The sequence below is a fragment of the Halomonas sp. SpR8 genome (genome assembly GCF_031010195.1).
Classification (GTDB): domain Bacteria; phylum Pseudomonadota; class Gammaproteobacteria; order Pseudomonadales; family Halomonadaceae; genus Vreelandella.
This window is the reverse complement of record NZ_JAUAMC010000001.1, coordinates 254,819-280,639: the sequence shown is the minus strand read 5'-3', so window position 1 is coordinate 280,639 and position 25,821 is coordinate 254,819. Positions and strand designations below refer to the sequence as shown.

Here is a 25,821-nt window from a genome sequence, read left to right as displayed (position 1 = left end):
GATGGTATGTGTCTAATAACGTTTGCTTGGCAGCCCGGCACACCGGTGCCTTTACAACTGATGGGCAACCGCGATGAATTCCATGCACGCCCTACCGCACCACTAGCTCACTGGCAGGACTCCCCTGGTTTGGTAGGTGGGCGAGATTTAGAGGCTGGCGGCTCATGGCTAGCTGCCAAGCGCGGCGGCGTGGTGGCCGCATTGACCAATGTGCGCGACCCTCAACTACAGGTACCACCCGGCGCCCCCAGTCGCGGCGAGCTGGTCGCTGATGCCCTGCAGTGTGACGATATTGAAGCGTGGCTGATGACGCTTGGCCGAGGCGAAGCATGGCGGTATGCGGGCTTTAATCTGCTGGTCGCCACGCCGCAACGGCTTTGGCACCTGCACCGTGGTCTTGACCGCCTGACTCTTAACGAGGTTGCCCCCGGTGTACATGGGTTATCCAACGCCGACCTTAATTCACCCTGGCCGAAGCTTGTACAGGTGCGCAGTGCGCTTGAGCAGAGCTTATTACAAGAACGTTTGTTAAAAGAACGTATGCTACAAGAGCGTTTTTCACAAGAGCGCACATCACAAAAAAGCCCTTTATTAGCATGGCCTTCGGCTGTTCAGCGGGCGATGCAAAATTCCCAAGAAGCGGCTGTTGAAGCGTTGCCAGACACAGGCGTGGGGCTTGAGTTGGAGCGCCAGCTCTCAGCGGCGTTTATCGTTGGCGAGCGCTATGGTACGCGTGCCACTTCATGGCTGACGTTAGATGCACAAGGAAACATTGAGATTACCGAGCAGCGCTTTGGCCCGATGGGGCGCTTTGAGGGCGAAACCACCCTGGCGCTACCCAGCGAACTCACTGATTAATCCCGAGCTAATCCCGAGGAGGCATTAGATGCGACAACTGCCACTCATCCAAGCGGTTATCCAAATGGGCATGCACCTGGGCAGGTGTATCTAGCGTCATCACTTCTTTAAGCAGTTGCTGTGCATCGGTAAACGGCACCCGACGTATGGCGGCGCGCACTTTAGGCAGGCTGGGAGCATTCATTGATAAGCTGGTAAAGCCCATCGCCATCAAGAGCAGCGCGCCGGCAGGGTCACCGGCTAGCTCACCGCATAGCGAAATGGGCTTATTGAGCCGCGTCGCATCGCTGGCAAGCTCTTGCAGCGCGCCAAGTACAGCCGGGTGCAGCGCATCGTAAAGGCTCGACACCCTCGGGTTATTACGGTCCACGGCCAGTAAGTACTGGGTAAGATCGTTGCTGCCCACGGAGAAGAAGTCGACTCGCTTAGCCAGCGCATCCATTTGGTAAATGGTGGCCGGCACCTCAATCATCACGCCGACCTGGGGTCGAGCAACTATAATCCCTTCCTCCCCCAGCTCCAGAATCGCGCGATCTAGCAAGCGCAGCGCCTCATCCACCTCTTCCACATTGGTGATCATGGGGAACAGCACATAGAGATTGTCTAGATCGAACGAGGCTTTGAGCATGGCGCGCAGTTGCACCATCAGCACTTCGGGGTGATCCAGCGTGACGCGCATACCGCGCCAGCCAAGAAACGGGTTAGCTTCGTCAATCGGGAAATAGGGCAGATCTTTATCACCACCAATATCCAGAGTACGCATCACCACTGGCAGTGGCGCAAAGCCTTCGAGCTGATCGCGGTAGAGTTTGGTTTGCTCTTTTTCACCCGGGAAGCGCTCGGTAATCATAAACGGCACTTCGGTGCGGTACAGCCCAACGCCGGCAATGCGGCTTTTCAGTAGCGCGGTGGCATCGACGGCCAACCCGGTATTCACCATCAGCGGCATGATATGGCCGTCGGGGGTTGCGCTGGGGCGATCCTGCTCGTGCTCAAGTAGCTCGCTAAGCGCCACTTCTTCAGCAATCAGGCTTTCGTAGCGCGCAGTTAGTTCAGGGGCAGGACGCACAAATAGACGGCCACGGTGGCCATCCAGCACCACCGGTGCGCCACCTAGGCGCGGTAGAGGCAAATCGACCATGCCCAACACCGTCGGAATCCCCATGGCGCGGGCCACAATCGCCACGTGGGAGGTGCTTGAACCGCGCACAGAAACCAACCCTTTAAGTTTGTCGCGGGGCACTTCGCCCAGCATCGCCACGCTGATTTCATCACCGACCAGAATGGCATTATCAGGGTAAGTTTCCGGCGTAGAGGGTGTGTCTTCCTGCAAGTGCGCCAGTACTCGACGCCCTAAATCGCGAATATCCGCTGCGCGCTCGCGCAGGTAGTTATCGTCTACCCGCTCTAAATACTGCACATGGCGGCGCACTACGTCAGCCAGTGCGCCGGGCGCCCACTGCCCTTCACGAATACGTTTTTCGACTTCATCGGCCAGCGCCGCTTCGCCAAGCATCTGTTGATAAACATCAAACAGCGCCAGCTCTTGAGCAGAAATACGGCTTGCCAAGCGCTCGGCTGCGGCTCGAATTTCGCTGCGGGTTTTGCCGATGGCTTCTTTTAGACGCGCTACTTCATAATCTTGATCACGGGGAATCAGGTCGGGCACACTATTTAAATCGGCAGGCGGGGAAATCACCACCGCTTCGCCCATGGCCATGCCTGGCGAAGCAGCGACGCCTTTAAACATCGCCTGGCCACCAGCAAGCGCCGGGCGCAACAGGTTGCCGGTAGCCAGTGCGTGAGCCAATACACCCGCCAACTGAGCGGCCATAGTAACCAGAAAGGCTTCGTCTTCATCGTCATAGCGGCGCTTTTCGGCCTGTTGCACAACCAGCACGCCCAGCATGTGGCGCTGATGAATGATCGGCACACCTAAGAAGCTTGAGTAACGCTCTTCACCGGTGGCTTCAAAATAGCGGAATTGCGGGTGCATTTGAGCGTCTTCGAGGTTAAGCGGTTCGCTACGCTTGGCCACCAATCCCACCAGGCCTTCACCTAATGGTAGCACGACGCGCCCTACTGCTTGGGTGCGCAGACCAATGGTCTCCATTAATACCAGCGACTCAAGCTCTTTATCGTAGAGGTAGAAGGAGCAGACATCGGTCTGCATCGCTTTACGAATTCGGCGTACCATCGTAGACAGCGCGGCGTCGAGGTTGCGCGCGCCATTCACTTCCTGAATAACTCGGCGCAGCACCTCAAGCATGGACGTTTTACTTTTCACTATTATTTGCCTCGCTGAGGAATTTCCTGGCAGACTGCCGCCGCGCTACCTTGGGCAGCGGCACGACGCCCTATTCTTCTGCCCTATTCATCATCCTGTACCAGGCGCTGAACGCGGGGAGACAACTCTCGCAGCGCGCGCCGATATACCTCTCGCTTAAAAGGCACTACCTGCCCTAGCGGGTACCAGTAACTGACCCATCGCCACCCATCAAATTCAGGTGTCGGGGTTGCCGTCATACAGATTTGGCTTTCCTGGCAACGGATTTTAAGTAAATACCACTTCTGCTTCTGGCCTATACAGACCGGACGCGAATGTGTGCGAATCATACGTCGTGGCAGACGGTAGCGTAGCCAGCCCCGGGTGCAGGCAACAATGTCAACATCGTCGGCAGTTAGGCCGATCTCTTCGTAAAGCTCACGAAAAAGTGCTTGTTGTGGCGTCTCGCTTGCATTGATGCCCCCCTGGGGAAATTGCCACGCATTTTGTCCTACCCGACGCGCCCAAAGCAGCTGCCCCTGGCTATTGGCAATGATAATGCCAACATTGGGGCGAAAGCCGTCAGCGTCGATCACGGACATCACCTTCATAAATTTTCAGTTGTCCCCATTTTTCCACAAGGGTGACAAGCGTATCAATACATTATAACGCCATGTGATGAATGGTTATGTTTCAGGGAGGTCGCGAGACGCGTGCGTTAGTGGGAATGGCAAGGCGACTCTGCGATAATTCGCCTCCGCTATTTGCCTAACTAGCGGCTTTCAGAGCATTTCTGGCAAAGTACTTATCACAAGTACTTATGGCAAAGCACTACTGACCATTTACTTTCAATCACTTAAAAAAAGGGGAGCGCCGTGAGTCTGGCCATATTCGATTTGGATAATACATTGCTATCCATCGACAGCGATCATGCCTGGGGAGAATTTTTACTCGAACAAGGGGCAGTCGATCCAATCGCATACCGGGAAGCCAACGAGCGCTTCATGGCCGATTACAACGCCGGCACTCTGGATATGGCGGCCTTTTTAGAAATGGCGCTCAAGCCGCTGGCCGATAATTCTCCCGAACAGCTATCTGCCTGGCACCAGCAGTTTATGGCCAGCAAAATAGAGCCCAGCATTCTGCCCAAAGCAGAAGAGCTGCTAGGCCGCCACCGCACCCAAGGCGACACGTTACTGATTATTACCGCCACTAACCGCTTTATTACTGCGCCAATTGCCGAGCGACTGGGTGTAGATAACTTGATTGCTGTCAATCCAGAAGTAAGAGAGGGCCGCTACACCGGACGTGTCTCGGGCATTCCCAGCTACCGCGAAGGCAAAGTTACTCGCTTGAACGAGTGGCTTGAACAGCAGGACCTCTCAATGGACGGCGCCTGGTTCTACAGTGACTCACACAATGATTTGCCGCTGTTAGAAAAAGTCGACCACCCCGTCGCCGTCGACCCCGACGATACTCTGCGCCAAGTCGCTGAAGAGCGCCATTGGCGGATTATGAGTTTGCGGGATTAGGCTGGTGAATGGTGAATGGTTGGAGTGACCCCGAGAAAGCTAGTTCAGTGAGCGTTTCGAAACACCCGCGGGATGCGGCGGGACGAAGCCCAGGGGCACCGCGCGCTCTCTGGCATTAATAATTGCCACACGCAGGGAAATGTTTAGCGGTTTAGGAGAGTATCAAGCGAAATCACATTGCCAGCATGTTTAGCTGCTAACTTGACGTCGTCAGTGACCAACGTAGCCGCTGCTACAAATGCAGAAGCAGAGATAATACTGTCAGGTAACTTCATCTGTGTACTGCGTCGTACTTTGATGGTTTCCGTTTTGACCTGATGATCCAGCTCCACTCTGGTTAACTGAACCAATATCGCTTTAATGGCCTGCTCTTCCTGTGGAAGCAAACCGGGAAAAGCCAGAAGTTCAAGCTCAGTGATGACAGAATAGGCGTAATGAGCTGCAGGCAGACGCAACTGACGTTCAATGGCATTAATGAAGACATTGGTATCAAGCAGGTAATTACCACTCATCCCGCAAATTCCTTTGGTATTCGACTCCGCCATGAGCAGCCAGGGATGGCGCTTTGACAGATGAGAAATCTATTCCAACCTGACTAACGGAAACGTTCGATTCATCTGTTGTATTTTCATACAACACAACGATTCGGGCATGTCTGTTCTTTAAATACCCATATTCATCGGGAATTTTAACTACCCCATTCTGGATATCTGTCTCAAATTCAATTGCATGCATCGCAACCTCCCCTACACCCAAATAACTGATCTACTCATTTGACACGCTTTCTGGGGAAAATTCGAGTAGCTAAATGGATAAGCTACGAAAACACATTGATTTAGCTTTGTGCACACACCAGGCAATAAAAAACCCCACAAGCATGGCTTGTGAGGTTTGGCGTTTACTAGCGCTTACTTAAAAGCGTCAGCGGGCGTGCTTAGCCGAGCAGGTGCTCGACTGCTGCACGCTCTTCGCGCAGTTCTTTCTCGGTGGCTTTCATCTTCTCTTGGCTAAATTCGTCAAGCTCAAAACCTTGAACGATTTCATACTTGCCACCCTGGCAGCGCACTGGGTAGGAGTAGATGATGCCTTCTTCGATGCCGTAGCTACCGTCAGACGGAATTGCCATGCTGACGATGCCTTTGGAACCCAGCGCCCAGTCGTGCATATGGTCGATGGCGGAAGAGGCAGCGGAGGCGGCAGAAGAGGCCCCACGTGCTTTGATGATCGCCGCGCCGCGCTGCTGCACGGTGGGGATAAAGTCGTTTTCGTACCAGTCGCGCTCGACCAGATCGAACGCTGCTTTGCCGTCGACTTTGCACTGGGCCAGATCCGGATACTGGGTGGCACTGTGGTTGCCCCAGATGATCATGTTTTCAACGTCGGTGACGTGCTTGCCGGTTTTCTGTGCTAGTTGCGTCAGGGCACGGTTGTGGTCCAAACGCGTCATGGCGGTGAACTGGCCTGCGTCCAGATCCGGCGCGTTGCAGGAAGCAATCAACGCATTGGTGTTGGCCGGGTTACCGACGACCAGTACTTTCACGTCACGGCTTGCATGGTCGTTCAGCGCCTTGCCTTGTACTGAGAAGATTGCCGCGTTGGCTTCCAGCAGGTCCTTACGCTCCATGCCCGGTCCGCGCGGACGTGCGCCCACCAGCAGAGCGAAGTCAGCATCTTTGAAAGCAACATTCGGGTCATCGGTGGCGACGATATCTTGTACCAGCGGGAAGGCGCAGTCGTTGACTTCCATCACCACGCCCGTCAGCGCGTCCATTGCCGGCGGGATTTCCAGCAGCTGGAGAATGACAGGCTGATCCGGCCCCAGCATATCGCCAGCGGCGATGCGGAAAATAAGAGAGTAGCTAATCTGACCGGCAGCGCCGGTAATCGCAATACGTACTGGATCTTTCATCATTGCTCCTTGGTTGGTTCGCCTGAGGGTGGGTCGACAGAACTCAAGACGCAAAGATGGTATGCCCAGTTGGGCAAAAACTCAATCAGACATGAGACTACTTGCCATTTGACGTACTTGCCATTTGAGGTACTTGCCATTTGACGTGCTTACTATTTGGGGTACTTGCCATTTGAGACCCTGGCTATCCGCACAATGACTCGCTACTCGCTGAAAAGGTTGAGTTGCGCTATGGTATCTTCGGTTTTATGCCCTCCTTTCTTGTTTTGCTAAGGACATGGATGCTCCATGCGAAGAATCCCGTTTTCTTACGCCCTCGCTAGCCTACTGGTACTGGTGCTGGTGATATGGCTCGCTTTTGGTAATTTTCAGGGCTTTCAAACGACACCTCCTGATCCCCCCGCTCCCAGCGAAGCGGGCTCGCGGGTCGAAATTGTCGTGCAGCCGAGCACCTCCTTTATTCCCCAGCAGATCATTCAGGGCCAGCTAACGGCAGAGCGCGAGACGACGCTGCGCGCTAAAGTAGCGGGCTTTGTGGCCGAGAAGCCGGTGGACCAAGGCAGCCGTGTTGCGGCAGGCGATACGCTGTTAGTACTGGATAACGACGCCCTGCCCGAGCAGCTACAACAGGCCCGGGACGAGCTGGCCGTCGCCGAGGCGGAGTATGCCGGGGCTCGCAACCTGCGTGAGCGGGAATTGATCTCCCAGCCTGAGCTTCTGCGCCTGCAGAGCGCGCTTAGCGCCAGCGCCGCCTCGGTGGCGCAGTTGCAGAATCAACTGGAAGACAGCCGCCCCACAGCCCCTTTCGACGGCGTGCTTAACCGCGTACAGGTGGAACTGGGCGACTTGCTCCAGCCCGGCGAAGAGTGGGGCCAACTGGTTGATGACCGCCGCTTGAAAGGCGCTGCCTGGGTATCACAACAGCAGGTGGGCGATTTAAGCGTGGGCCTGCCGGTCACCGCCCGACTGCTGAACGGCGACCATCTGGAGGGCGAGCTTACCTTTATCAGCCACCGTGCTGAAGAGGCCACGCGCAGCTTTTACATTGAGGCCACGTTAGACAACCCTGCCAACAAGCGCTTAGCAGGCGGCAGTGCGGAACTGACGATTACTCTGCCGCCCCGCCAGGTGCATACCCTTTCGCCTGCGCTGCTGAGCTTGAACAGCGAAGGCCAATTGGCGGTTAAGCACTTAGACGAAAACGATCAAGTACAGCAGACCGCCGTGGAACTGGTTAGCGCCGATATTCAACGGGCCTACGTGACTGGCCTACCCGACCCACTGCGCCTGATTACATTGGGTGCGGGTATGGTGGACGTCGGCGAAACGGTGACGCCGGTGCCCACCGAAAACGCCAGTATTGACCAACCGTCACCCGGCCAGGATAGCGTTCATGCGCCAGTTGATTGATGCCGCGCTTGCCCATAGCCGCACGACGTTACTGCTGTTAGTAGGCTTGCTACTGGCAGGTATTACGGCCTGGCAGGTGATTCCCAAGGAAGCCAACCCCGACGTCACCATTCCGATGATTTACGTCTCGCTGTCACTGGAGGGCGTAAGCCCCGAAGACGGCGAGCGGCTGCTGATTCGCCCCATGGAACAGGAGCTTCGTGGCATCGAGGGGCTGCGCAAGTTCACTGCCCAATCCAGCGAAGGCCATGGCTCGATCACGCTGGAGTTCGACCCTGGCTTTGACCCCGACACCGCGCTGAGCGACGTGCGCGACCGGGTGGATATTGCCCGTAGCGAGCTGCCTGACGAGGCCGATGAGCCGCGCGTCTTTGAGGTCAATGTATCGGAGTTCCCGGTATTGACCATCGGCCTCTCAGGGCAGCTGGACACCCGCGAGCGCATGACCGTTGCTCGACGCCTGCAGGAAGAGATCGAAGGCATTGCCGATGTGCTGGAAGTCGATATTGCCGGTGAGCGGGAAGACCTGCTGGAGATTGTCGTCGATCCGCTGGTACTGGAGAGCTACGGGGTCGATTTTGATGCGCTGTTCAATCAAGTATCGCGCAATAACCGGTTGGTGGCGGCAGGCAGTTTGGATACCGGCGCGGGCCGCTTGGCGTTAAAAGTTCCGGGCATTATTGAATCCCTCGAGGATGTCATGAATATGCCGGTCAAGGTCGATGAAGACCGTGTGGTCACCTTTGGCGATGTGGCGTGGATCCATCCCACCTATAAAGAGCCGGAAGGCTTTGCCCGTATTGATGATCAGCCCGCCGTGGTGCTGGAAGTTTCCAAACGCGCCGGGGCCAACATTATCGCCACCATTGGCGCGGTGCGCGAGCGCCTAGCCGAAGCGGATGACCTGCTGCCAGAGCAGTTGCGCTTTACCACCATTCTGGATGAGTCGACGACCGTCGAGAATATGCTCTCAGAGCTATTAAACAACGTACTGACCGCCGTGGTACTGGTGCTGATTGTCGTGGTCGCGGTGATGGGCTGGCGCATGGCGTTACTGGTCGGCCTGACCATTCCCGGCGCTTTTTTAACCGGCATTCTGCTGGTATGGGCATTTGGCTTTACGCTCAATATCGTGGTGCTGTTCGCGCTGATTCTGGTGGCCGGCATGCTGGTGGACGGCGCGATCGTGGTCAGCGAACTTGCCGACCGCCACCTGCGCGATGGCCAAGCGCCCCATCAGGCATGGCTTAACGCCGCTTCGCGGATGAGCTGGCCGGTCATCGCCTCGACAGCCACCACTCTCGCGGTGTTTATCCCCCTACTGTTCTGGCCCGGTGTAGTCGGCCAGTTTATGAAGTACCTGCCTGCCACGGTGATCTTGTGCCTTTTAGCGTCGCTCGCCATGGCGCTGGTATTTTTGCCGACGCTAGGACGCTTGTTTACTCGCTCCTCTGCTAAGTCCACCGATGCCAAGCATGAAGAGACTGCAACGGCATTTGGCCGCAGCTATCGCCATGTACTGGCCAGGCTACTTAAGCATCCAGCCTGGGTGCTATTGGTCACCGTACTATTAATGGCGCTGCTGTATACCGGCTATGCCCGCTTTAACCACGGGGTCGACTTCTTCCCCAGCGTCGAGCCCGATAGCGCCCAGGTATTGGTGCGCGCCCGGGGTGATTTCTCTGCGGAAGAGACCGATGCCATTGTGCAGCGTGTAGAAGCCAAGTTGTCCGGTATGAGCGAAGTGAGAGCGCTGTATGCGCGCTCGTTTGCGGTACCCAACGAGCAGATGGGCAACGATGTGGTCGGCATGCTGCAGTTCCAGTTTATCGACTGGCATGAGCGCCGCCCAGCCCAAACTATTCTGGACGATATGGCCGAGCGCGCGGCCGATATTCCTGGCATTACGCTGGAATTCCAGGAACAGGAAATGGGCCCCGGCGGCGGCAAGCCCATTGTGCTCGAAGTGAGCGCCACCGACCCTGACATTGCCGATGCTGGGGTTAACCAACTGACCCAATTAATGCGCGAGCTGGGCGGTTTTACCGATATTCAGGATAACCGCAGCCTGCCCGGCGTGGAATGGCGGGTTAACGTGGATCGGGAAGCCGCGGCGCGCATGGGCACTGATGTGACAACCATTGGTAGCGCGGTACAGCTGCTGACGACCGGCCTTCAGGTAGCGAGCTATCGCCCGCCCGAGGTGAGCGATGAAGTGGATATCCGCGTGCGGCTGCCGCAAAACTGGCGCTCACTGGATCAGTTGGAGCGCTTAACCATCAATACCCAGCGGGGGCAGGTACCCATCTCGCATTTTGTGACTCTGGAGCCGGCCCCCAAAGTCGGCACGCTGAATCGCATCGATGGCCGCCGGGCGATTACCATCGATGCCGACCTTGCCCCTGGCTATCTCGCTGATGAGCGCCTGCGTGCCCTGCTAGAAGCTGGCAGTGACAGCCTGCCCGACGGGTTGATGGTGAATGTGGCCGGTGAGCAGGAGGATCAGCAGGAGTCAATGCAGTTCCTGGCCAGCGCGTTCTTGATTGCTATCGGTTTGATGGCGCTGATTCTGGTGACCCAGTTCAATAGCTTCTACCAGGCGGGCCTGGTGCTTTCGGCCATTGTTTTCTCCACTGCAGGCGTGCTGATGGGCCTGCTGATTACCGGCCAGGCTTTCGGCATTGTCATGGTGGGGATGGGTGTCATCGCTCTGGCGGGTATCGTGGTCAATAACAACATTGTATTGATCGATACCTACAACGAGCTACGTCACAACGGTATGACGCCCGGTGAAGCGGCCCTGGAAGCGGGCTGCCTGCGTCTGCGCCCGGTGCTATTAACAGCGATTACGACGGTGCTGGGATTGATGCCCATGGTATTGGGTATCAATGTTGATCTGTTCACGCCCGCATTGGGCTTTAATGCCCCCTCCGCCCAATGGTGGACCCAGATGTCGAGCGCTATTGCCGGTGGCCTCACCTTCGGCACAGCGCTCACGCTGCTGCTGACGCCTTGTATGCTGGTGATTGGAGGTAAGTTGCGGCGTAAGGGGTGAGTGGCGAGTGGTGATTAGAAAGAATACCGCTAAGAAAGCGCCGCGTGGCGGCGCCTGTCAGATAAAAATATTAAGCGGGGGCTCTGGTGTTTTGCGGGCTATGAGCGGCGTGCAGACGTGCGATCAATTGGTCTTCCAATGCGAAGCGTTCGGACAGGCCGCGAGCTAAGCGATCAATCCAGGCCGGAAGGCGGGCAATATTTTGCTCGCAGCTGAGCGTGGAGCCAAAATCGGTATCAAACTCCAAAACCATCTCGGTCGACATTTCTAAGCGTTCAAGCAGTTTCTCAGCGATGGGAAGCGCACCTTCATCGCCAAAGGCCTGCGCCTCTTCCGAAAGCTGCGGGTAAATCTCAAAGTGACCGGCGCTGATGTAGTCCATCAACTGCTCACTGAACGTATCAATGGGCGCTTTGCTGACAGCTTCCAGCTCAGCATCACAGGCTTCTTTTAACTCGATAAAGCTGACTAATAGCTGACGACGCTGATCCAGCCAGCGGTCGATCAGCGTGTGCACGCCACCCCAGCGCTCCAGGGCATTTTTGCAATCTTCGAGCATGGGGACTTTCTCCTTAAACTCACCTTTTAGCTAAGCAGCTTTTCCACAACGCTGCTATTAACTGTGCTTAGCTAACTGTGCTTAGCTGCTCAGAACAACGATAGACCTAGGTTCGCGCCTCCGCTTACCTCTGTCAATCCCGGCAGGTACGGTTTCTTTGGTACTTAACGTTCATAGCTAATAACGCTTTTAACGACGCCGCATGACCACTGCTCGCAAGTGGCCCATGTAGCATATGGATAGCTACCATTATGCTCTCATCTTCCGGTCACCATGGCGAGAAAAGGCAGCTTTAGGATGGCAAACGCTCACTGACAATATATTTTAAACTTAAACATTTTAGGCTTGAATTTTATTAACACCTCTCCTATCTTCAGAAAAGCGTTAGCTTCCCTGTGGAGAACAACAATGAGAATTGCCTGTCTGGGTGGAGGCCCTGCCGGCCTCTATTTCGCCATCAGTATGAAACTGCAGGATCCTTCCCACGACATCGTGGTGTTTGAGCGCAACCGCGCAGACGATACTTTCGGTTGGGGCGTAGTGCTATCAGACGAAACCCTGGATAACCTGGCAGCCAACGACTTGGTCAGCGCAGAGCGTATTCGCGAGCATTTCGCCTATTGGGATGATATTGCGGTCGTTCATAAAGGCGTTAAAACCGTTTCGACAGGTCACGGCTTCTGCGGCATTGGCCGCCGACAATTGCTGATTCTGCTACAGGAGCGCGCTCGCGAATTGGGTGTTGAGATGCGTTTCGAAGCCGACATCAGCGAAACCACTATTGATGAGTATCGGTGTGCGTATGATCTGGTGCTAGCCGCCGACGGCCTTAATTCTCGCACACGCCAAACCTACGCCGAGCACTTCAAACCCGACATTGATGTACGAGCATGTAAATTTGTTTGGCTAGGTACGCATCAAACGTTCAACGACGCCTTCACGTTTATCTTCGAGAACACCGAGCATGGCTGGGTCTGGGCCCACGCGTACCAGTTTGATAATGATACAGCGACCTTTATCGTCGAGTGCAGCGAGGCCACTTGGCAGGCGTTCGGCTTTGGTGAGCTTAGTCAGCAGGAGTCGATTGCGGTCTGCGAACGGATTTTTGCCAAGCATCTTGATGGCCATGCACTGATGACCAATGCCAACCATATTCGCGGCTCGGCGTGGATCAACTTTCCAAGAGTACTCTGCGAGCGCTGGAGCTATGAGAATGTCGTGCTGATGGGCGATGCAGCAGCGACTGCCCACTTCTCGATTGGCTCGGGCTCCAAGCTCGCCCTGGAAAGTGCCATCGCTCTGGCTAACTACTTGCACAGCGAAACCAACCTAGAAGCCGCCGTCGCCCGCTACGAAGAAGACCGCCGCTTTGAAGTGCTGCGCCTACAGTCAGCCGCGCGCAACTCCACCGAGTGGTTCGAGCAGGTGGAACGCTATCTGGATCTCGACCCGGTGCAGTTCAACTACTCGTTACTAACCCGCTCCCAGCGCATTAGCCACGAAAACTTACGGGTGCGCGACCCCGAGTGGTTAGAGAACGCCGAGCGCTGGTTTCACACCCAGGCGGGCAACTTGGGCAGTGCCCGCGCGCCGATGTTTGCGCCCTACCAGCTACGCGATATGACGCTTATCAATCGCGTCGTGGTCTCGCCTATGGCGCAGTACAAAGCCGTGGATGGCTGCCCAACCGATTGGCACTTTAGCCACTACGCCGAGCGGGCCAAAGGCGGTGCAGGTTTGGTGTATACCGAGATGACCTGTGTCAGCCCCACCGGGCGAATCACACCAGGGTGCCCTGGTTTGTACGCCCCTGAGCACGAAGCAGCCTGGAAGCGGCTGTGTGACTTCGTGCATGCGGAAACCAACGCCAAACTGTGTGCCCAACTTGGCCACTCCGGCCCCAAAGGCTCGACTCAACTAGGTTGGCAAGAGATGGACGCCCCCCTTGCCGAGGGCAACTGGCCGATACTGTCAGCCTCTGCTCAACCTTGGTCTGCACGCAACCAAGTTCCCAAGGCGATGGATCGCGATGATATGGAGCACATTCGCGATGAGTTCGTCAGCGCAGCGCAAATGGCCGACCGTGCGGGCTTCGATATGATTGAGATTCACGCCGCCCACGGCTACCTGCTCTCTTCGTTTATTACCCCGCTCACCAACCACCGTACCGATGAGTATGGCGGTTCACTGGATAGCCGCCTGCGCTACCCGCTTGAAGTTATCAACGCCGTGCGCAGCGTTTGGCCTGCCCATAAACCGCTTTCAGTGCGTATTTCCGCCAACGACTGGTGCGGCGATGAAGGCATTACCCCCGACGATGCGGTGGAGATCGCCAAGCGGCTGCGGGAAGCAGAGGTGGATATTGTGGATGTCTCGGCCGGGCAAACCTCCACCCAGGCCAAACCGGTGTATGGACGTATGTTCCAAACGCCCTTCTCTGACCGGATCCGTAACGAAGCCTCGATTGCCACCATGGCGGTGGGCAATATCTATCAGGCTGACCATGTGAACTCGATTCTGATAGCCGGGCGCGCCGACTTAGTCTGTATCGCCCGCCCTCACTTGGCTGACCCCTACTGGCTGCTCCACGTTGCCGCAGGCTTGGGCGACCGGGAAATCGAGTGGCCTGCGCCCTACCGGGCAGGTGCCGATCAGCTACAGCGGTTGGCCGAGCGTGGCGAGGGGTGGGTATGACGCAGCTCACAGACAAGCGCGTGGTGATTACCGGCGGTGGCAGCGGCATTGGTGCCGATATGGCCCTGGCCTTTGCCGAAGCAGGCGCCGAGATCACGATTATCGGCCGCAGAGAGGCTGCCCTTCAAGCGATTGCAGATCAACACCGTCGCGTTGACTTCGCCGTGGTCGATGTGACCGATGAAGTCGCCATGGTGGCGCTATTCGAAAAAATTGGCCGGGTCGATATCGTCATCGCCAACGCAGGGGCGGCAGAGAGCGCGCCGTTTGCCAAAACCTCGTTTGAACAGTGGCAGCGGATGCTCAACGTTAATCTAAGTGGCGTGTTTCTAACCCTGCGCGAAGGCTTAAAGCAGTTGAACGACGGTGGGCGACTAATTGCCGTGGCCTCCACCGCAGGCCTAAAAGGCTACGCCTATGTAGGTGCTTACTGCGCGGCAAAACATGGCGTGGTGGGGCTCGTGCGTTCGCTGGCTGCCGAAACGGCGGCCCGCAATATCACCGTCAATGCGCTCTGCCCTGGGTTTACCGACACTCCGCTACTCGCTGCTAGCGTCGGCAATATTGTGGCTAAAACGGGTCAATCGGCCGAACAGGCCACTTCCCACTTTGAATCCACCAACCCCACCGGGCGATTAGTCACCCCTGCGGAAGTCACCGCCACCGCACTCTGGTTATGCGGCCCTAACAGCGGCGCGATAAATGGACAGGCGATTTCAATCTCAGGAGGAGAGGTATGACAGCCGAAGGCCTAGGAAAAAATAGCTTAAGCAAGGAGCGACTGCGCTTATGGCTGCGCATGCTGCGGGTTACCCGTCAGGTTGAGGCCGAACTACGCGAACGCCTGCGAACGGAGCACGACTCTACACTGCCCCGATTTGATGTCATGGCTGCGCTATATGCCGCCGATGAGGGCCTGAAAATGAACGAGCTCTCCAAGCGGCTGCGGGTTTCCAACGGCAACGTCACCGGCATTATTGATCGTCTGGTGGAGGATGGCACCGTGGAGCGTATTGCCATTGAGGGCGATCGACGCGCTACGCGGGTCTGCCTGACCGTGGCTGGCAGAGACACCTTTAGAGGCATGGCCGTTGAGCATGAACGCTGGATCAATGCGCTATTCGAGGGGGTGAACGAGGAGGACGCCCATCATATCGGCGAGTTGCTCCACCGCTTGCCCGCTGCTCCTAACGATGCCAATTAATCACTGACAGGCGAGAACAATAATATGAAGAGTATGGCTGGCTTAACCCCCGAGCACTTTATTTGGGAAATGAGAGGCGATGTCGCCGTGATTCGGCTCAATCGCCCGGAACGCAAAAACCCGCTGACTTTTGAGAGCTACGCGGAACTGCGCGATACCTTTCGCGATCTGGCCTACGCATCGGATGTCCAGGCTGTGGTGTTTACCTCTAACGGTGAGAACTTCTGCTCCGGCGGCGATGTGCATGAAATTATCGGCCCCCTGGTGGGCAAAGATATGAAAGACCTACTCGAATTCACCCGCATGACCGGGGACCTGGTCAAGGCCATGCTCAACTGCGGTAAGCCGATTATTGCTGCCGTCGACGGCATCTGCGTAGGCGCAGGGGCAATTATCGCCATGTCCTCGGATATTCGCTTTGCCACCCCCCGCGCCAGCACGGCGTTTCTATTTACCCGCGTTGGCCTTGCGGGCTGCGATATGGGTGCCTGCGCAATGCTGCCGCGCATTATCGGCCAGGGCCGCGCGGCAGACCTGCTCTACAGCGGCCGCAGCATGAGTGCCGAGGAAGGCCTGCAGTGGGGCTTCTACAACCGCGTAGTCGAGCCGGACTCTCTGGAAGAAGACGCTATCGCCTACGCCACCCGGTTGGCTAACGGCCCTACCTTTGCTCACAGCATTACCAAAACCCAGCTAAATCAGGAGTGGTCGATGAGCCTGGAGCAGGCCATCGAATCAGAGGCCCAGGCCCAGGCGATCTGTATGCAAACCAATGATTTTGCACGCGCCTACCACGCCTTTGTAGCCAAACAAAAACCTGAGTTTAAGGGGGACTGATGAGCGACAAGAGTTTTCTAGCATGGCCCTTTTTTGAGGCCCAGCATCGCGAGCTTTCCGAGCAACTTGAGGCGTGGTGCCGCGCAGAGCTACCCCGCGATCACAGCGATGTGGATGCCACCTGTGTTCAGTTAGTGCGCGACCTGGGCAAGGCGGGCTTCTTACAAGGCACGGCTGGTGAGCATATCGACGTGCGCAGCCTGTGCCTCATTCGTGAAACCCTCGCCCGCCACGACGGCCTAGCCGATTTCGCCTTTGCCATGCAGGGGCTGGGTACCGGCGCGATCAGCCTATACGGCAGTGACGAACAGAAGCAGTGGCTGGACAAAACCCGCCGGGGTGGAGCGCTTTCTGCGTTTGCCCTTAGCGAGCCGCGCTCGGGCTCCGATGTGGCCCAACTGGATACCACTGCCGAGCGTGACGGCGATAGCTACCGTTTGAATGGCGAGAAAACCTGGATCTCTAACGGCGGCATTGCCGACATCTATACAGTCTTCGCCCGCACCGGTGAAGGCCCCGGTGCCAAAGGGCTCTCCGTGTTTTTGGTACCTGCCGATACCCCGGGGCTGGAGATTCGAGAACGCCTGGAGTCGGTGGCGCCCCACCCGCTAGCACGGCTGGGCTTTAACGATATGGTGCTACCTGGCAGCGCCTTGATCGGCCAGCCGGGCCAGGGCTTTCGGATTGCCATGTCGGTGCTAGACGTATTCCGCTCCACGGTAGGCGCCGCGGCACTTGGCTTCGCCCGCCGCGCGTTGGAAGAGTCGCTTTCCCGCAGCCGCTCTCGTGAGCTGTTTGGCGCCACTCTCTCCGATCTACAAATGGTGCAAGGGCACTTAGCCGATATGGCGCTCAATGTGGATGCCGCTGCCCTGCTGGTGTATCGCGCCGCCTGGACCAAAGATCAAGGCGCTGAACGGGTAACCCGTGAGGCAGCAATGGCCAAGCTATTTGCCACCGACCAGGCCCAGCAGGTGATTGATCAGGCGGTGCAGCTCCACGGCGGCGACGGCGTTCGCAAAGGCCATATTATCGAAAGCCTCTACCGGGAAATCCGCGCACTGCGCATTTATGAAGGCGCTTCCGACGTACAGAAAGTGGTCATCGCCCGCAGCATGCTTACGGAGAGGTAAATAGCAAAAAAGCCGAACCCTAGTACCCAAAAAAATAAAACACAACGCCAGACACCGTATCCCTGATAACGCCTCACGTAGAGGCGTCGTTAGGAATAAACAACGACTCTAAATACGGAGATTGGTCATGTACATCCAGTCGGCTCATGCTGATACTTTTGCGCGGAATAACCTACCACCTACTGATTGTCAGCCTGAGTTTCTGCTCGCAGGCTACGATTACCCTGAACGTCTAAACGCGGGCGTCGAACTGTGCGACAGGCTGCTCAACCAGGGCCACGGTGAACGTATTGCCTTGGCGGGCAATGGCCGACGGCGAACGTATCAAGAGCTCACTGAGTGGACCAACCGCCTCGCCCATGTGCTGGTGGAAGATCTGGGCGTCATTCCCGGCCAGCGAGTGCTGATTCGTTCGGCCAATAACCCGGCCATGGTGGCCTGCTGGCTCGCCGCCACCAAAGCAGGCGCGGTAGTCGTCAACACCATGCCGATGCTGCGCACTAAAGAGCTTTGCCAGGTAATCGATAAGGCGGAAATAAGCCTCGCCCTCTGCGATACCCGACTGCTCGATGAGCTTGCCGAGTGCCAGGAGCAGAACCCTCTACTCAAGCGTATTGTCGGCTTTGACGGCACTGCCAATCACGATGCGGAACTTGATCGCTTAGCACTCAGCAAATCCGCCACCTTTGATGCCGTGGATACCGCCGCCGACGATGTGGCGCTACTGGGGTTTACCTCCGGTACTACCGGCTCGCCTAAAGCCACCATGCATTTTCACCGCGATCTGCTGGTGATTGCCGATGGCTACGCCAAGGAAGTGCTTCAGGTAACTCCGGAAGATGTATTCGTCGGTTCGCCCCCACTGGCGTTTACCTTTGGCCTGGGTGGGCTGGCGATCTTTCCGCTGCGCTTCGGCGCCACTGCCGTGCTGCTCGAACACGCCTCCCCGCCCAATATGATGGATATTATCCGCGAATATCAGGCCACGGTGGTGTTTACCGCCCCCACGGCTTACCGGGCGATGCTCTCAGCGCCTACGCGTCATGAAGATTTAAGCAGCCTGCGCGTTGCTGTTTCCGCTGGCGAAACGTTGCCAGCGCCGATTTATCATGACTGGATCAAGCAGACCGGCACGCCAATTATCGACGGCATTGGCGCAACTGAAATGCTGCATATCTTTATCTCCAATCGCCTGGATGACCATCGCCCCAACTGCACCGGCAAACCGGTGACAGGCTACCAAGCGCGTATCGTTGACGATGACATGCAGGATGTCCCGCCCGGCAAGGTCGGTAAGCTTGCAGTGCGTGGCCCTACCGGGTGTCGCTACTTGGCTGATAAGCGCCAGCAAAAATACGTAAAAGCAGGCTGGAATATTACCGGCGATGCGTTCTATGAGGATGAGGAAGGCTACTTCCATTTCGCCGCGCGCAATGACGATATGATTGTCTCAGCAGGCTATAACATCGCAGGTCCCGAGGTAGAGTCGGCACTACTGGCTCACCCCGCCGTTAAAGAGTGCGCAGTGATTGGCGCACCGAGTAAAGAGCGCGGCCAAATTGTCGAGGCTTTTATTGTTCTAAACGATGGATTTCAGCAAGATGAAGAGTGTCGGCAAATCTTGCAGGACTTCGTGAAGAAGACCATTGCACCGTATAAGTACCCTCGCTCAATACGTTTCATTGAGGCTTTACCTAAAACAACCACGGGCAAAGTTCAGCGCTTTAGGCTGAGCCAAGAACATTATCCCAGCGCTGGCTCTGACCCAAATGATGTACGACCCTCTCAGCAATAAAACGATTAAATAATGAGGAACTTGCTATGAAACAGATAACTCGCTTAGGCCTTGGTGTACTGCTCTCTTCAAGCATACTGACGGCGCATGCTGAGGACGTCAAAATCGGCATGATCACCACGCTTTCTGGCGGCGGTTCGCACCTGGGTGTGGACGTTCGCGATGGCTTTATGCTCGCCCTTGAGCAGTCGGGCCGCGACGATGTGGAGGTGCTGATCCAGGATGACGCTAGACGTCCTGACTTGGCGCGCAGTTTGGCTAATGAGTTTATGCAGCGTGATGAGGTCGATATTCTGACCGGCATTATCTGGTCTAACCTGGCGATGGCGGTGGTCCCCACTGTGACACGCCAAGGCACCTTCTACCTGTCACCCAATGCCGGACCTTCCGACTTAGCGGGACGCATGTGTCACGAGAACTACTTCAACGTGGCGTATCAGAACGACAACCTGCATGGGGCAATGGGTGCTTACATGCGTGAAGAGGGCTATGAGCGCCCAATCATCATGGCGCCCAACTACCCAGCAGGTACCGATGCGCTGGCGGGCTTCAAGCACCTTTATGAAGGCGAAGTCGTCGGCGAGCTTTATACCCAAATGGGCCAGACCGACTACGCCGCTGAAATTGCCCAGATTCGTGATAGCGATGCCGACAGTCTGTTCTTCTTCCTGCCCGGCGGGATGGGTATCTCGTTTATGAAGCAGTGGGAGAGCTCCGGTGTCGATATGCCCATCTTTGGCGCCGCCTTTTCGTTTGATGAAATCCTGATCAAGGCAGTTGGCAGTGCCGCCATTGGTGCACGCAATACCTCGCTGTGGGCTTACGACTTGGAAAACGATGCCAACGAGCGCTTCGTCGAAGGCTTCCGTGAAGCCTATGACCGCACGCCCACACTCTACGCGGCGCAGGGGTACGACACCGCCAACCTGATTCTTAGCGCGCTTGATACCGCCCACCCCGATGACAAAGACGCCTTCCGCGAAGCACTGCGGGCCGCCGACTTTGACAGCGTGCGCGGAGAGTTCCGCTTTGGCCCCAACCAGCATCCCATCCAGGATATCTACGTGCGTGAAGTCGTGGAGGGTGACGATGGCGAGCCCACCAATCGCCTGCTTGGTATCGCGGTGGAAGATATCCAGGACATCTATTTTGAGCAGTGCCAGATGTAATCTCGCTGCGGCTGGGTGGAATCACCCAGCCTTTACCCTTTTCTTCGCTAAGGATGCCCAACGTGTCCGTTACTCTGCTAATTGAGCAACTACTTAACGGCGTGCAGCTCGGCACCATGCTGTTTTTGATGGCCAGCGGCCTTACGCTGGTGTTCGGGGTGATGGGCCTGATCAATCTTGCCCACGGCTCGTTTTATATGGTCGGGGCCTATGCCACGGCCGCAGTGACTGCCTCGACGGGCTCCTTTTTGACTGGACTGGGGGCTGGCATGGCGGTGGCTGCACTGGTCGGCGCATTGGTGGAGCTCATCGTTATCCGCCGACTCTATCACCGCCCCCATCTTGACCAGGTGTTAGCGACCTTTGCGCTTATTCTGATCTTTTCCGAAGGCACGCGCTGGATCTTCGGCTCGTCGCCCATGCGGCTTAGCCCGCCTTCCTGGTTAACCGGGTTTGTTACGCTCCCCGGCGATACCCGCTACCCCATCTACCGGTTAATGCTGATTGGCGTGGGGATCGTTATTTCTATCGCACTTTACTTTTTGATCTCCAAAACTCGCTTGGGCATGCGTATTCGTGCGGGTGAGAGCGACCGCGAAATGATTGGCGCGCTGGGGGTGAATATTTCCAAGCTTTATACCGTCGTGTTCGCCTTGGGCGCGGGGCTGGCAGGCTTGGCCGGTGCGTTGGTGGGGGCGCTGCAATCGGTTCAGGTGGGAATGGGCGAGCCGGTGCTGATTTTGGCCTTTGTGGTGATCGTCATTGGCGGAATTGGCTCCATTAAAGGCGCGCTGCTGGGTGCCTTGTTGGTGGGTGTGGTCGATACATTGGGGCGGGTTTATTTGCCTATTTTCTTCCGCGCCTTTATGCCGCCCTCAGAGGCAACCGGGGTCGGCGCAGCGCTGGCCGCGATGCTGATCTATATCCTCATGGCCGTTATTCTCGCCTTCAAGCCTAAGGGACTGTTCTCTGCCCATGACTAATAACACTTCCCTGACTAATGGTGCCTCGCAAGCCAGCACCGCCGACACTGCACTTGCGCCCAAAACTGGCAGCCACTTTGATCGCAAGGGACTGGTGCAGATGACCCTGCTCGGGTTGCTATTTTTGCTCCCTGTTGCGGCTTATTTTCTGGGCCACATCTATTACGTCAATTTGGCTTCGCGGATCACCATCATTGCCATGGCCGCTGTGGGCCTTAATCTGGCGATAGGCTATGGGGGCATGGTGAGTTTTGGCCATGCCGCCTATTTCGGCTTGGGTGGCTACGTAGCGGGCATCAGCGCCTATCACGCGTTTGATTACTCGCCGTTTATGACCTGGCCTTTCAGCGTTCCAGGTAGCGATAGCCTGCTGGTGGTGTGGCTGGTGGCTGCCCTGCTATGTGCGCTTTTGGCGCTGCTGATCGGCGCTATCTCGCTGCGTACCACAGGGGTGTATTTCATCATGATCACCCTCGCCTTTGCGCAGATGATTTATTACTTTGCCAACTCCTGGCCCACCTATGGCGGTGAAGATGGCCTGCCTATTTATATACGTAACACCTTACCGCTAGTAGATAGCAGCAATGCGTTAACTTATTTCCTGATCTGTTTTATTGGCTTAGTACTGGCGATGGCGATTACCTCGCGGCTGATGAAATCGCGCTTTGGTGCCGCCCTCACCATGGCGCGGCTTAACGATGTGCGACTGGCCACCGCGGGCATCAGCCCCTACCCCATTCGTCTGGTAGCGTTTGTTATCTCAGCAGCGATTACCGGGCTTGCCGGTGCGCTCTATGCAGATCTCAACGGCTTTGTTAGCCCGACCATGCTCAGTTGGCACTTCTCCGGGGAATTGATGGTGATTGTGATTTTGGGTGGCGTGGGGCGTCTTTATGGCCCGCTGGCCGGTGCGGTGCTGTTTGTGATGATGGAAACCTTCCTGGGGGGTGTCACCCAGTATTGGCAGCTCTTCCTGGGGTTGGTTCTGCTTGGTGTGGTGCTGTTTGCCAAGCATGGCGTGATGGGTTGGTTGGCTGGGAGGGAGCGCAATGAGTGATATCGTTCTCTCACTTCAACACCTGCATAAGCGCTTCGGCGCCTTGCAGGCAACCGACGATGTCTCGCTGGATCTTCGGCCAGGCGAAATCCATGCGCTCATTGGCCCCAATGGCGCGGGAAAATCGACCTTAATCGGTCAAATTGCCGGCAATATACGCCCGGATGAGGGGCGTGTTTTTCTAGCCGACAGCGAAATCACCGGCATGAGTATTGCCCAACGCGCACGGCTTGGGCTGGGGCGTAGTTTTCAGGTCTCCTCGCTGGCTGAACCACTTTCGGTCATGCGTAACGTGATGATGGGCGTTCAAGCACTGCAGAGTCACAGCTTTCGCTTCTGGAAACCCGTCGCAAAGGACCAACAGCTTCTTGAACCAGCTTATGCGGCATTAGAGCGTATGCAGCTTAGCCACCGCGCCTGGACACCGGTATTTGAGCTTTCCCATGGTGAACGCCGTCAAGTAGAAGTGGCCTGCGCCCTGGCACTCAAGCCCCGCGCGCTGTTACTTGATGAACCCATGGCAGGTCTGGGCCCGGAAGGCTCAGCGAAACTGACCGAGCTGCTTGAAGCGCTAAAGTTGGAAGTGCCTATTCTGCTGATCGAGCACGATATGGAAGCGGTATTTCGGCTTGCTGATCGTATCTCGGTGCTGGTCTCTGGCAACGTTATCGCCCACGGCGATAGCCAAGCCATTAGGCAGGATCCGCGCGTCCGTGAAGCCTATCTGGGAGATTCTGATGCTTAAGGTTGCTGACATTGAAACGTTTTATGGCCCCTCCCAGGCGCTATTTGGCGTCAACCTTGAAGTGAACGCCGGGGAAATGGTGGCGCTGATGGGCCGCAATGGTATGGGTAAAACCACCACCATTCGCTCGATATTTGGTCTGACTCAAGCTCGCCGCGGCACTATTGAATTTGAATCTCAAGACATACGCCGCTTGCCCGCTTACCGCATCGCCAAGGCGGGCTTGGGCTTAGTGCCTGAGGGTCGCCGCTGCTTTCCCAATTTATCCGTACGCGAAAACCTGCTGGTCACCGCTCGCCCCGGCGAGTGGACACTGGAGAAAGTAGAAACGCTGTTTCCGCGTTTGGAGGAGCGTCGGGCGCAAATGGCCAAGACTCTTTCCGGCGGTGAGCAGCAGATGCTGGCCATTGGCCGAGCGTTGATGACCAACCCACGCTTGCTGGTGCTCGATGAAGCCACCGAAGGGTTAGCGCCGGTTATTCGTCAGGAGATTTGGCGGGCGATTCGACTGCTTAAGGAGCAAGGCCAGGCGACGCTGTTGGTGGATAAGTCGTTAAGCGAAATTCTGCCCATCGCTGACCGCTGCACCATTTTAGAAAAGGGCAGCACGGTGTGGAACGGCAAGCCTGCCGCCCTGGACAGTTCGGTGCGTGATCGTTATTTGGGTGTGTAGTTGAGAATAAACAGGGGGAAATAATAATGGCGTTTACCACGCAGCGGAAGGTGCGTTTTCAGCACTGTGATCCGGCAGGTATTGTGTTTTATCCCCGCTATTTCGAGATGATTAACTCCGTGGTGGAGGATTGGTTTGAGGAGATTGTGCACCACGACTTTAACCAACTGCATGTGGAAACCGGTACAGGCGTGCCCACGGCCGCCATCGATACCCAGTTTCACGCGCCTAGCCGGTTGGGCGAACGGCTGACCTTTGAATTAAGGGTTCAGTCTATGGGGCGTAGCAGTTTAACGCTGCAGATTATCGCTTATTGCGGAGAGCAAAAGCGCTTAACCAGCGATTCAACCCTGGTATTTGTGGATTTAAGTAGCGGTAAGCCGATGCCATGGACAGAGGCAATACGCCAGCATATTACCGTTGATAACCTATAAGGATAGCCATAATGAGTGACGCCACCTTTCATCAGCTTCTTCACCCTTCCCATTGGAAGCCTGCCATCGGTTACGCCAACGGCGTGCTTGCTACCGGTCAGACGGTTTTTGTCGGCGGTCAGATTGGCTGGAATGCCGACCAGGTATTTGAAAGCGATGATTTTGTCGTTCAAGTGAACCAAGCGCTACAAAACATCGTGGCGATTTTAAAAGAGGCGGACGCAGGCCCGGAACATATCGTTCGTTTAACCTGGTACGTGACCGACAAGCGGGAGTATCTGACCCGGCTTAAAGAAGTGGGCGGCGCTTATCGCGAGGTGCTGGGCAAACATTTTCCGGCAATGACCATGGTGCAGGTGGCGGGACTTGTGGAAGATCAGGCTAAGGTGGAAATCGAAGCAACGGCGGTTATTCCTGCTGGTTAAGGACAGTCAAAAGTGCCTCTAGCAGAGCACAAAGAGGTGCGCCGGATCGAAACAACCTTCCGCGGGGGCGCTGTGAACCCGTCCTTGGGCGCTACTTTCGCCATCCATGGCGAAAGACCCCCGCTTCAGGCTATTTCGATCCTGTGATGAGCAGTTGAGTTAGATTTTAATCAAATCTTATCGCTAGCGTGAAACCCTTTAATCCACTCAACAAAACAGCCATCGTTAAGATAGTCCTCAAGAATCGAGAAGTGATCGACGTTGGGGAGTAGCTGCTGAGTAACTGTTTGGCCTTGCTCGCTCAAATGCTCGCTGTAGGCGCTCATCTGGCGCTCAAACTCTTTTGACTCCAGGCCCCCTGCTACTAGTTTCACCGCAGCCCCCACTCGGCACGGCAGCCATAGTGGGCTGAACTCCTGCACATCGCGACCAGTTAGCTGAAGCTTGGGCTGCAGCCACGACCAGGGGAAAGGCCGAAGATCATAGAGGCCACTAATACACAGCGCGCCGCGAATTAGCTGATTCGGCAAACCAAAGATGCCCTTCCAGTCTGTCGACATCAGCATGGCGCAGAGATGCCCGCCCGCCGAATGCCCCGAAATACTCAGCTGTTCAGGGTCGATGTCTAGCTCAGCGGCATGGGTATAAACGTAGGCTACAGCAGCCTGAGCCTGACGCACGATCTCGCTAAAGCGCACCTGCGGGCAGAGCGCGTAGTTGACCACTGCCACTGTAATACCCGCGTTTACCAAGTCATCCACAATAAAGCTAAATTCACGGTGACTCAGTGAGCGCCAGTAGCCACCGTGGAAAAATACGTGAACAGGGGCTTGGGGCTTATCGACATGAGGTGCATCGACATAAGGTGCATCGGCATGAAAAATATCCATGCGTTCAGTAAGCGAATGCCCGTAAGGGACATCTAGACTTACCCGGTGGCGTGCGCGAGAGATCTCGCTACGCTCACGCCATGCCTTTACCAACACCGCCGGGTCTCGACCGATCATCGGGTCGTAGGCACGATCGATCTCTTCTTGAGTCGCAAAATGTTGATAAAGCATGTCGCACTCCTTAGCGCTGACG

General features: G+C 56.3%; 24 protein-coding genes. 17 read left to right on the top strand and 7 right to left on the bottom strand.

Annotated elements, in window-relative coordinates; genetic code table 11:
- The first annotated feature begins 6 nt into the window (after positions 1-6).
- Positions 7-858 (top strand): NRDE family protein, encoded by an 852-nt coding sequence (locus tag QT230_RS01280; protein ID WP_308319677.1) that lies wholly within the window; start codon positions 7-9, stop codon positions 856-858.
- A 7-nt stretch (positions 859-865) separates the two neighbouring features.
- Here the strand turns inward: QT230_RS01280 and ptsP are convergent, their stop codons facing one another.
- The gene (gene ptsP / locus QT230_RS01275; protein ID WP_308320105.1) at positions 866-3,127 is read right to left on the bottom strand and encodes a phosphoenolpyruvate--protein phosphotransferase; all 2,262 of its coding nucleotides are present in this window, start codon (positions 3,125-3,127) and stop codon (positions 866-868) included.
- Between the two features lie 101 nt (positions 3,128-3,228).
- A complete protein-coding gene (gene rppH, locus QT230_RS01270; RefSeq protein ID WP_308319676.1) occupies positions 3,229-3,720 on the bottom strand; it encodes an RNA pyrophosphohydrolase in 492 nt (163 codons plus the stop codon).
- A gap of 279 nt (positions 3,721-3,999) precedes the next feature.
- Here rppH and QT230_RS01265 point away from each other — a divergent pair, with 279 nt between their 5' ends.
- Complete coding sequence (locus QT230_RS01265; protein WP_308319675.1) at positions 4,000-4,656, top strand: HAD family hydrolase; 657 nt, start codon at positions 4,000-4,002, stop codon at positions 4,654-4,656.
- Between the two features lie 143 nt (positions 4,657-4,799).
- Here the strand turns inward: QT230_RS01265 and QT230_RS01260 are convergent, their stop codons facing one another.
- From QT230_RS01260 to QT230_RS01250, 3 genes are all read right to left on the bottom strand, one after another.
- The gene (locus QT230_RS01260) at positions 4,800-5,168 is read right to left on the bottom strand and encodes a type II toxin-antitoxin system VapC family toxin (protein WP_308319674.1); all 369 of its coding nucleotides are present in this window, start codon (positions 5,166-5,168) and stop codon (positions 4,800-4,802) included.
- Positions 5,158-5,391 (bottom strand): hypothetical protein, encoded by a 234-nt coding sequence (locus tag QT230_RS01255; protein WP_308319673.1) that lies wholly within the window; start codon positions 5,389-5,391, stop codon positions 5,158-5,160. The genes QT230_RS01260 and QT230_RS01255 overlap by 11 nt, the downstream gene beginning before the upstream one ends.
- A 199-nt stretch (positions 5,392-5,590) precedes the next feature.
- Positions 5,591-6,565: a malate dehydrogenase gene (locus QT230_RS01250; RefSeq protein WP_308319672.1), complete on the bottom strand. Its 975-nt coding sequence runs from the start codon at positions 6,563-6,565 to the stop codon at positions 5,591-5,593.
- A gap of 288 nt (positions 6,566-6,853) precedes the next feature.
- Here QT230_RS01250 and QT230_RS01245 point away from each other — a divergent pair, with 288 nt between their 5' ends.
- Together QT230_RS01245 and QT230_RS01240 are read left to right on the top strand one after the other, a co-directional pair.
- Entirely contained in the window at positions 6,854-7,975 is a 1,122-nt protein-coding gene (locus tag QT230_RS01245) for an efflux RND transporter periplasmic adaptor subunit (RefSeq protein ID WP_308319671.1), read from the top strand.
- Positions 7,959-11,030, top strand: coding sequence for an efflux RND transporter permease subunit (locus QT230_RS01240; RefSeq protein WP_308319670.1), 3,072 nt, complete (start codon positions 7,959-7,961; stop codon positions 11,028-11,030). Before QT230_RS01245 ends, QT230_RS01240 begins: the two co-directional genes overlap by 17 nt.
- 70 nt (positions 11,031-11,100) lie before the next feature.
- Here QT230_RS01240 and rsd read toward each other — a convergent pair whose 3' ends face one another.
- Positions 11,101-11,589 (bottom strand): sigma D regulator, encoded by a 489-nt coding sequence (gene rsd, locus QT230_RS01235; protein WP_308319669.1) that lies wholly within the window; start codon positions 11,587-11,589, stop codon positions 11,101-11,103.
- 408 nt (positions 11,590-11,997) lie between these two features.
- Between rsd and QT230_RS01230 the strand changes: the two genes are divergently transcribed.
- From QT230_RS01230 to QT230_RS01170, 13 genes are all read left to right on the top strand, one after another.
- Complete coding sequence (locus QT230_RS01230; protein ID WP_308319668.1) at positions 11,998-14,283, top strand: bifunctional salicylyl-CoA 5-hydroxylase/oxidoreductase; 2,286 nt, start codon at positions 11,998-12,000, stop codon at positions 14,281-14,283.
- Positions 14,280-15,023, top strand: a complete 744-nt coding sequence (locus tag QT230_RS01225) for an SDR family NAD(P)-dependent oxidoreductase (protein WP_308319667.1) — start codon at positions 14,280-14,282, stop codon at positions 15,021-15,023. Before QT230_RS01230 ends, QT230_RS01225 begins: the two co-directional genes overlap by 4 nt.
- The gene (locus QT230_RS01220) at positions 15,020-15,487 is read left to right on the top strand and encodes a MarR family transcriptional regulator (RefSeq protein WP_308319666.1); all 468 of its coding nucleotides are present in this window, start codon (positions 15,020-15,022) and stop codon (positions 15,485-15,487) included. The genes QT230_RS01225 and QT230_RS01220 overlap by 4 nt, the downstream gene beginning before the upstream one ends.
- Positions 15,488-15,511: 24 nt before the next feature.
- Positions 15,512-16,324 (top strand): enoyl-CoA hydratase family protein, encoded by an 813-nt coding sequence (locus QT230_RS01215; RefSeq protein WP_308319665.1) that lies wholly within the window; start codon positions 15,512-15,514, stop codon positions 16,322-16,324.
- Positions 16,324-17,457, top strand: coding sequence for an acyl-CoA dehydrogenase family protein (locus QT230_RS01210; RefSeq protein WP_308319664.1), 1,134 nt, complete (start codon positions 16,324-16,326; stop codon positions 17,455-17,457). The genes QT230_RS01215 and QT230_RS01210 overlap by 1 nt, the downstream gene beginning before the upstream one ends.
- A 127-nt stretch (positions 17,458-17,584) precedes the next feature.
- Positions 17,585-19,252 (top strand): benzoate-CoA ligase family protein, encoded by a 1,668-nt coding sequence (locus tag QT230_RS01205; protein WP_308319663.1) that lies wholly within the window; start codon positions 17,585-17,587, stop codon positions 19,250-19,252.
- Positions 19,253-19,278: 26 nt separating this feature from the next.
- On the top strand, positions 19,279-20,421 hold the full coding sequence (locus QT230_RS01200; protein ID WP_308319662.1) for an ABC transporter substrate-binding protein: 1,143 nt from the start codon (positions 19,279-19,281) through the stop codon (positions 20,419-20,421).
- Positions 20,422-20,483: 62 nt separating this feature from the next.
- Complete coding sequence (locus QT230_RS01195; RefSeq protein ID WP_308319661.1) at positions 20,484-21,404, top strand: branched-chain amino acid ABC transporter permease; 921 nt, start codon at positions 20,484-20,486, stop codon at positions 21,402-21,404.
- Positions 21,397-22,461 carry a branched-chain amino acid ABC transporter permease gene (locus tag QT230_RS01190; protein WP_308319660.1) on the top strand — a complete coding sequence of 355 codons (1,065 nt, stop codon included), beginning with the start codon at positions 21,397-21,399 and terminating at the stop codon, positions 22,459-22,461. The genes QT230_RS01195 and QT230_RS01190 overlap by 8 nt, the downstream gene beginning before the upstream one ends.
- Complete coding sequence (locus tag QT230_RS01185) at positions 22,454-23,206, top strand: ABC transporter ATP-binding protein (protein ID WP_308319659.1); 753 nt, start codon at positions 22,454-22,456, stop codon at positions 23,204-23,206. Before QT230_RS01190 ends, QT230_RS01185 begins: the two co-directional genes overlap by 8 nt.
- Positions 23,199-23,879 carry an ABC transporter ATP-binding protein gene (locus QT230_RS01180; protein ID WP_308319658.1) on the top strand — a complete coding sequence of 227 codons (681 nt, stop codon included), beginning with the start codon at positions 23,199-23,201 and terminating at the stop codon, positions 23,877-23,879. Before QT230_RS01185 ends, QT230_RS01180 begins: the two co-directional genes overlap by 8 nt.
- Positions 23,880-23,905: 26 nt before the next feature.
- Positions 23,906-24,313, top strand: a complete 408-nt coding sequence (locus QT230_RS01175) for a thioesterase family protein (RefSeq protein ID WP_308319657.1) — start codon at positions 23,906-23,908, stop codon at positions 24,311-24,313.
- Positions 24,314-24,324: 11 nt separating this feature from the next.
- Complete coding sequence (locus QT230_RS01170; protein WP_308319656.1) at positions 24,325-24,738, top strand: RidA family protein; 414 nt, start codon at positions 24,325-24,327, stop codon at positions 24,736-24,738.
- Between the two features lie 170 nt (positions 24,739-24,908).
- Here the strand turns inward: QT230_RS01170 and QT230_RS01165 are convergent, their stop codons facing one another.
- The gene (locus tag QT230_RS01165; protein WP_308319655.1) at positions 24,909-25,799 is read right to left on the bottom strand and encodes an alpha/beta hydrolase; all 891 of its coding nucleotides are present in this window, start codon (positions 25,797-25,799) and stop codon (positions 24,909-24,911) included.
- Positions 25,800-25,821: the final 22 nt, after the last annotated feature.

What these genes read in the sequence shown, in the direction of transcription:
- QT230_RS01250 (WP_308319672.1), bottom strand. Translation starts at nt 6,565, where the DNA reads ATGAAAGATCCAGTACGTATTGCGATTACCGGCGCTGCCGGTCAGATT.
- QT230_RS01165 (WP_308319655.1), bottom strand. Translation starts at nt 25,799, where the DNA reads ATGCTTTATCAACATTTTGCGACTCAAGAAGAGATCGATCGTGCCTAC.
- QT230_RS01210 (WP_308319664.1), top strand. Translation starts at nt 16,324, where the DNA reads ATGAGCGACAAGAGTTTTCTAGCATGGCCCTTTTTTGAGGCCCAGCAT.
- rsd (WP_308319669.1), bottom strand. Translation starts at nt 11,589, where the DNA reads ATGCTCGAAGATTGCAAAAATGCCCTGGAGCGCTGGGGTGGCGTGCAC.
- QT230_RS01255 (WP_308319673.1), bottom strand. Translation starts at nt 5,391, where the DNA reads ATGCATGCAATTGAATTTGAGACAGATATCCAGAATGGGGTAGTTAAA.
- QT230_RS01215 (WP_308319665.1), top strand. Translation starts at nt 15,512, where the DNA reads ATGAAGAGTATGGCTGGCTTAACCCCCGAGCACTTTATTTGGGAAATG.
- QT230_RS01185 (WP_308319659.1), top strand. Translation starts at nt 22,454, where the DNA reads ATGAGTGATATCGTTCTCTCACTTCAACACCTGCATAAGCGCTTCGGC.
- ptsP (WP_308320105.1), bottom strand. Translation starts at nt 3,127, where the DNA reads ATGCTTGAGGTGCTGCGCCGAGTTATTCAGGAAGTGAATGGCGCGCGC.
- QT230_RS01190 (WP_308319660.1), top strand. Translation starts at nt 21,397, where the DNA reads ATGACTAATAACACTTCCCTGACTAATGGTGCCTCGCAAGCCAGCACC.
- QT230_RS01280 (WP_308319677.1), top strand. Translation starts at nt 7, where the DNA reads ATGTGTCTAATAACGTTTGCTTGGCAGCCCGGCACACCGGTGCCTTTA.
- QT230_RS01230 (WP_308319668.1), top strand. Translation starts at nt 11,998, where the DNA reads ATGAGAATTGCCTGTCTGGGTGGAGGCCCTGCCGGCCTCTATTTCGCC.
- QT230_RS01225 (WP_308319667.1), top strand. Translation starts at nt 14,280, where the DNA reads ATGACGCAGCTCACAGACAAGCGCGTGGTGATTACCGGCGGTGGCAGC.
- QT230_RS01220 (WP_308319666.1), top strand. Translation starts at nt 15,020, where the DNA reads ATGACAGCCGAAGGCCTAGGAAAAAATAGCTTAAGCAAGGAGCGACTG.
- QT230_RS01175 (WP_308319657.1), top strand. Translation starts at nt 23,906, where the DNA reads ATGGCGTTTACCACGCAGCGGAAGGTGCGTTTTCAGCACTGTGATCCG.
- QT230_RS01200 (WP_308319662.1), top strand. Translation starts at nt 19,279, where the DNA reads ATGAAACAGATAACTCGCTTAGGCCTTGGTGTACTGCTCTCTTCAAGC.
- QT230_RS01240 (WP_308319670.1), top strand. Translation starts at nt 7,959, where the DNA reads ATGCGCCAGTTGATTGATGCCGCGCTTGCCCATAGCCGCACGACGTTA.
- QT230_RS01205 (WP_308319663.1), top strand. Translation starts at nt 17,585, where the DNA reads ATGTACATCCAGTCGGCTCATGCTGATACTTTTGCGCGGAATAACCTA.
- QT230_RS01180 (WP_308319658.1), top strand. Translation starts at nt 23,199, where the DNA reads ATGCTTAAGGTTGCTGACATTGAAACGTTTTATGGCCCCTCCCAGGCG.
- QT230_RS01245 (WP_308319671.1), top strand. Translation starts at nt 6,854, where the DNA reads ATGCGAAGAATCCCGTTTTCTTACGCCCTCGCTAGCCTACTGGTACTG.
- QT230_RS01170 (WP_308319656.1), top strand. Translation starts at nt 24,325, where the DNA reads ATGAGTGACGCCACCTTTCATCAGCTTCTTCACCCTTCCCATTGGAAG.
- QT230_RS01260 (WP_308319674.1), bottom strand. Translation starts at nt 5,168, where the DNA reads ATGAGTGGTAATTACCTGCTTGATACCAATGTCTTCATTAATGCCATT.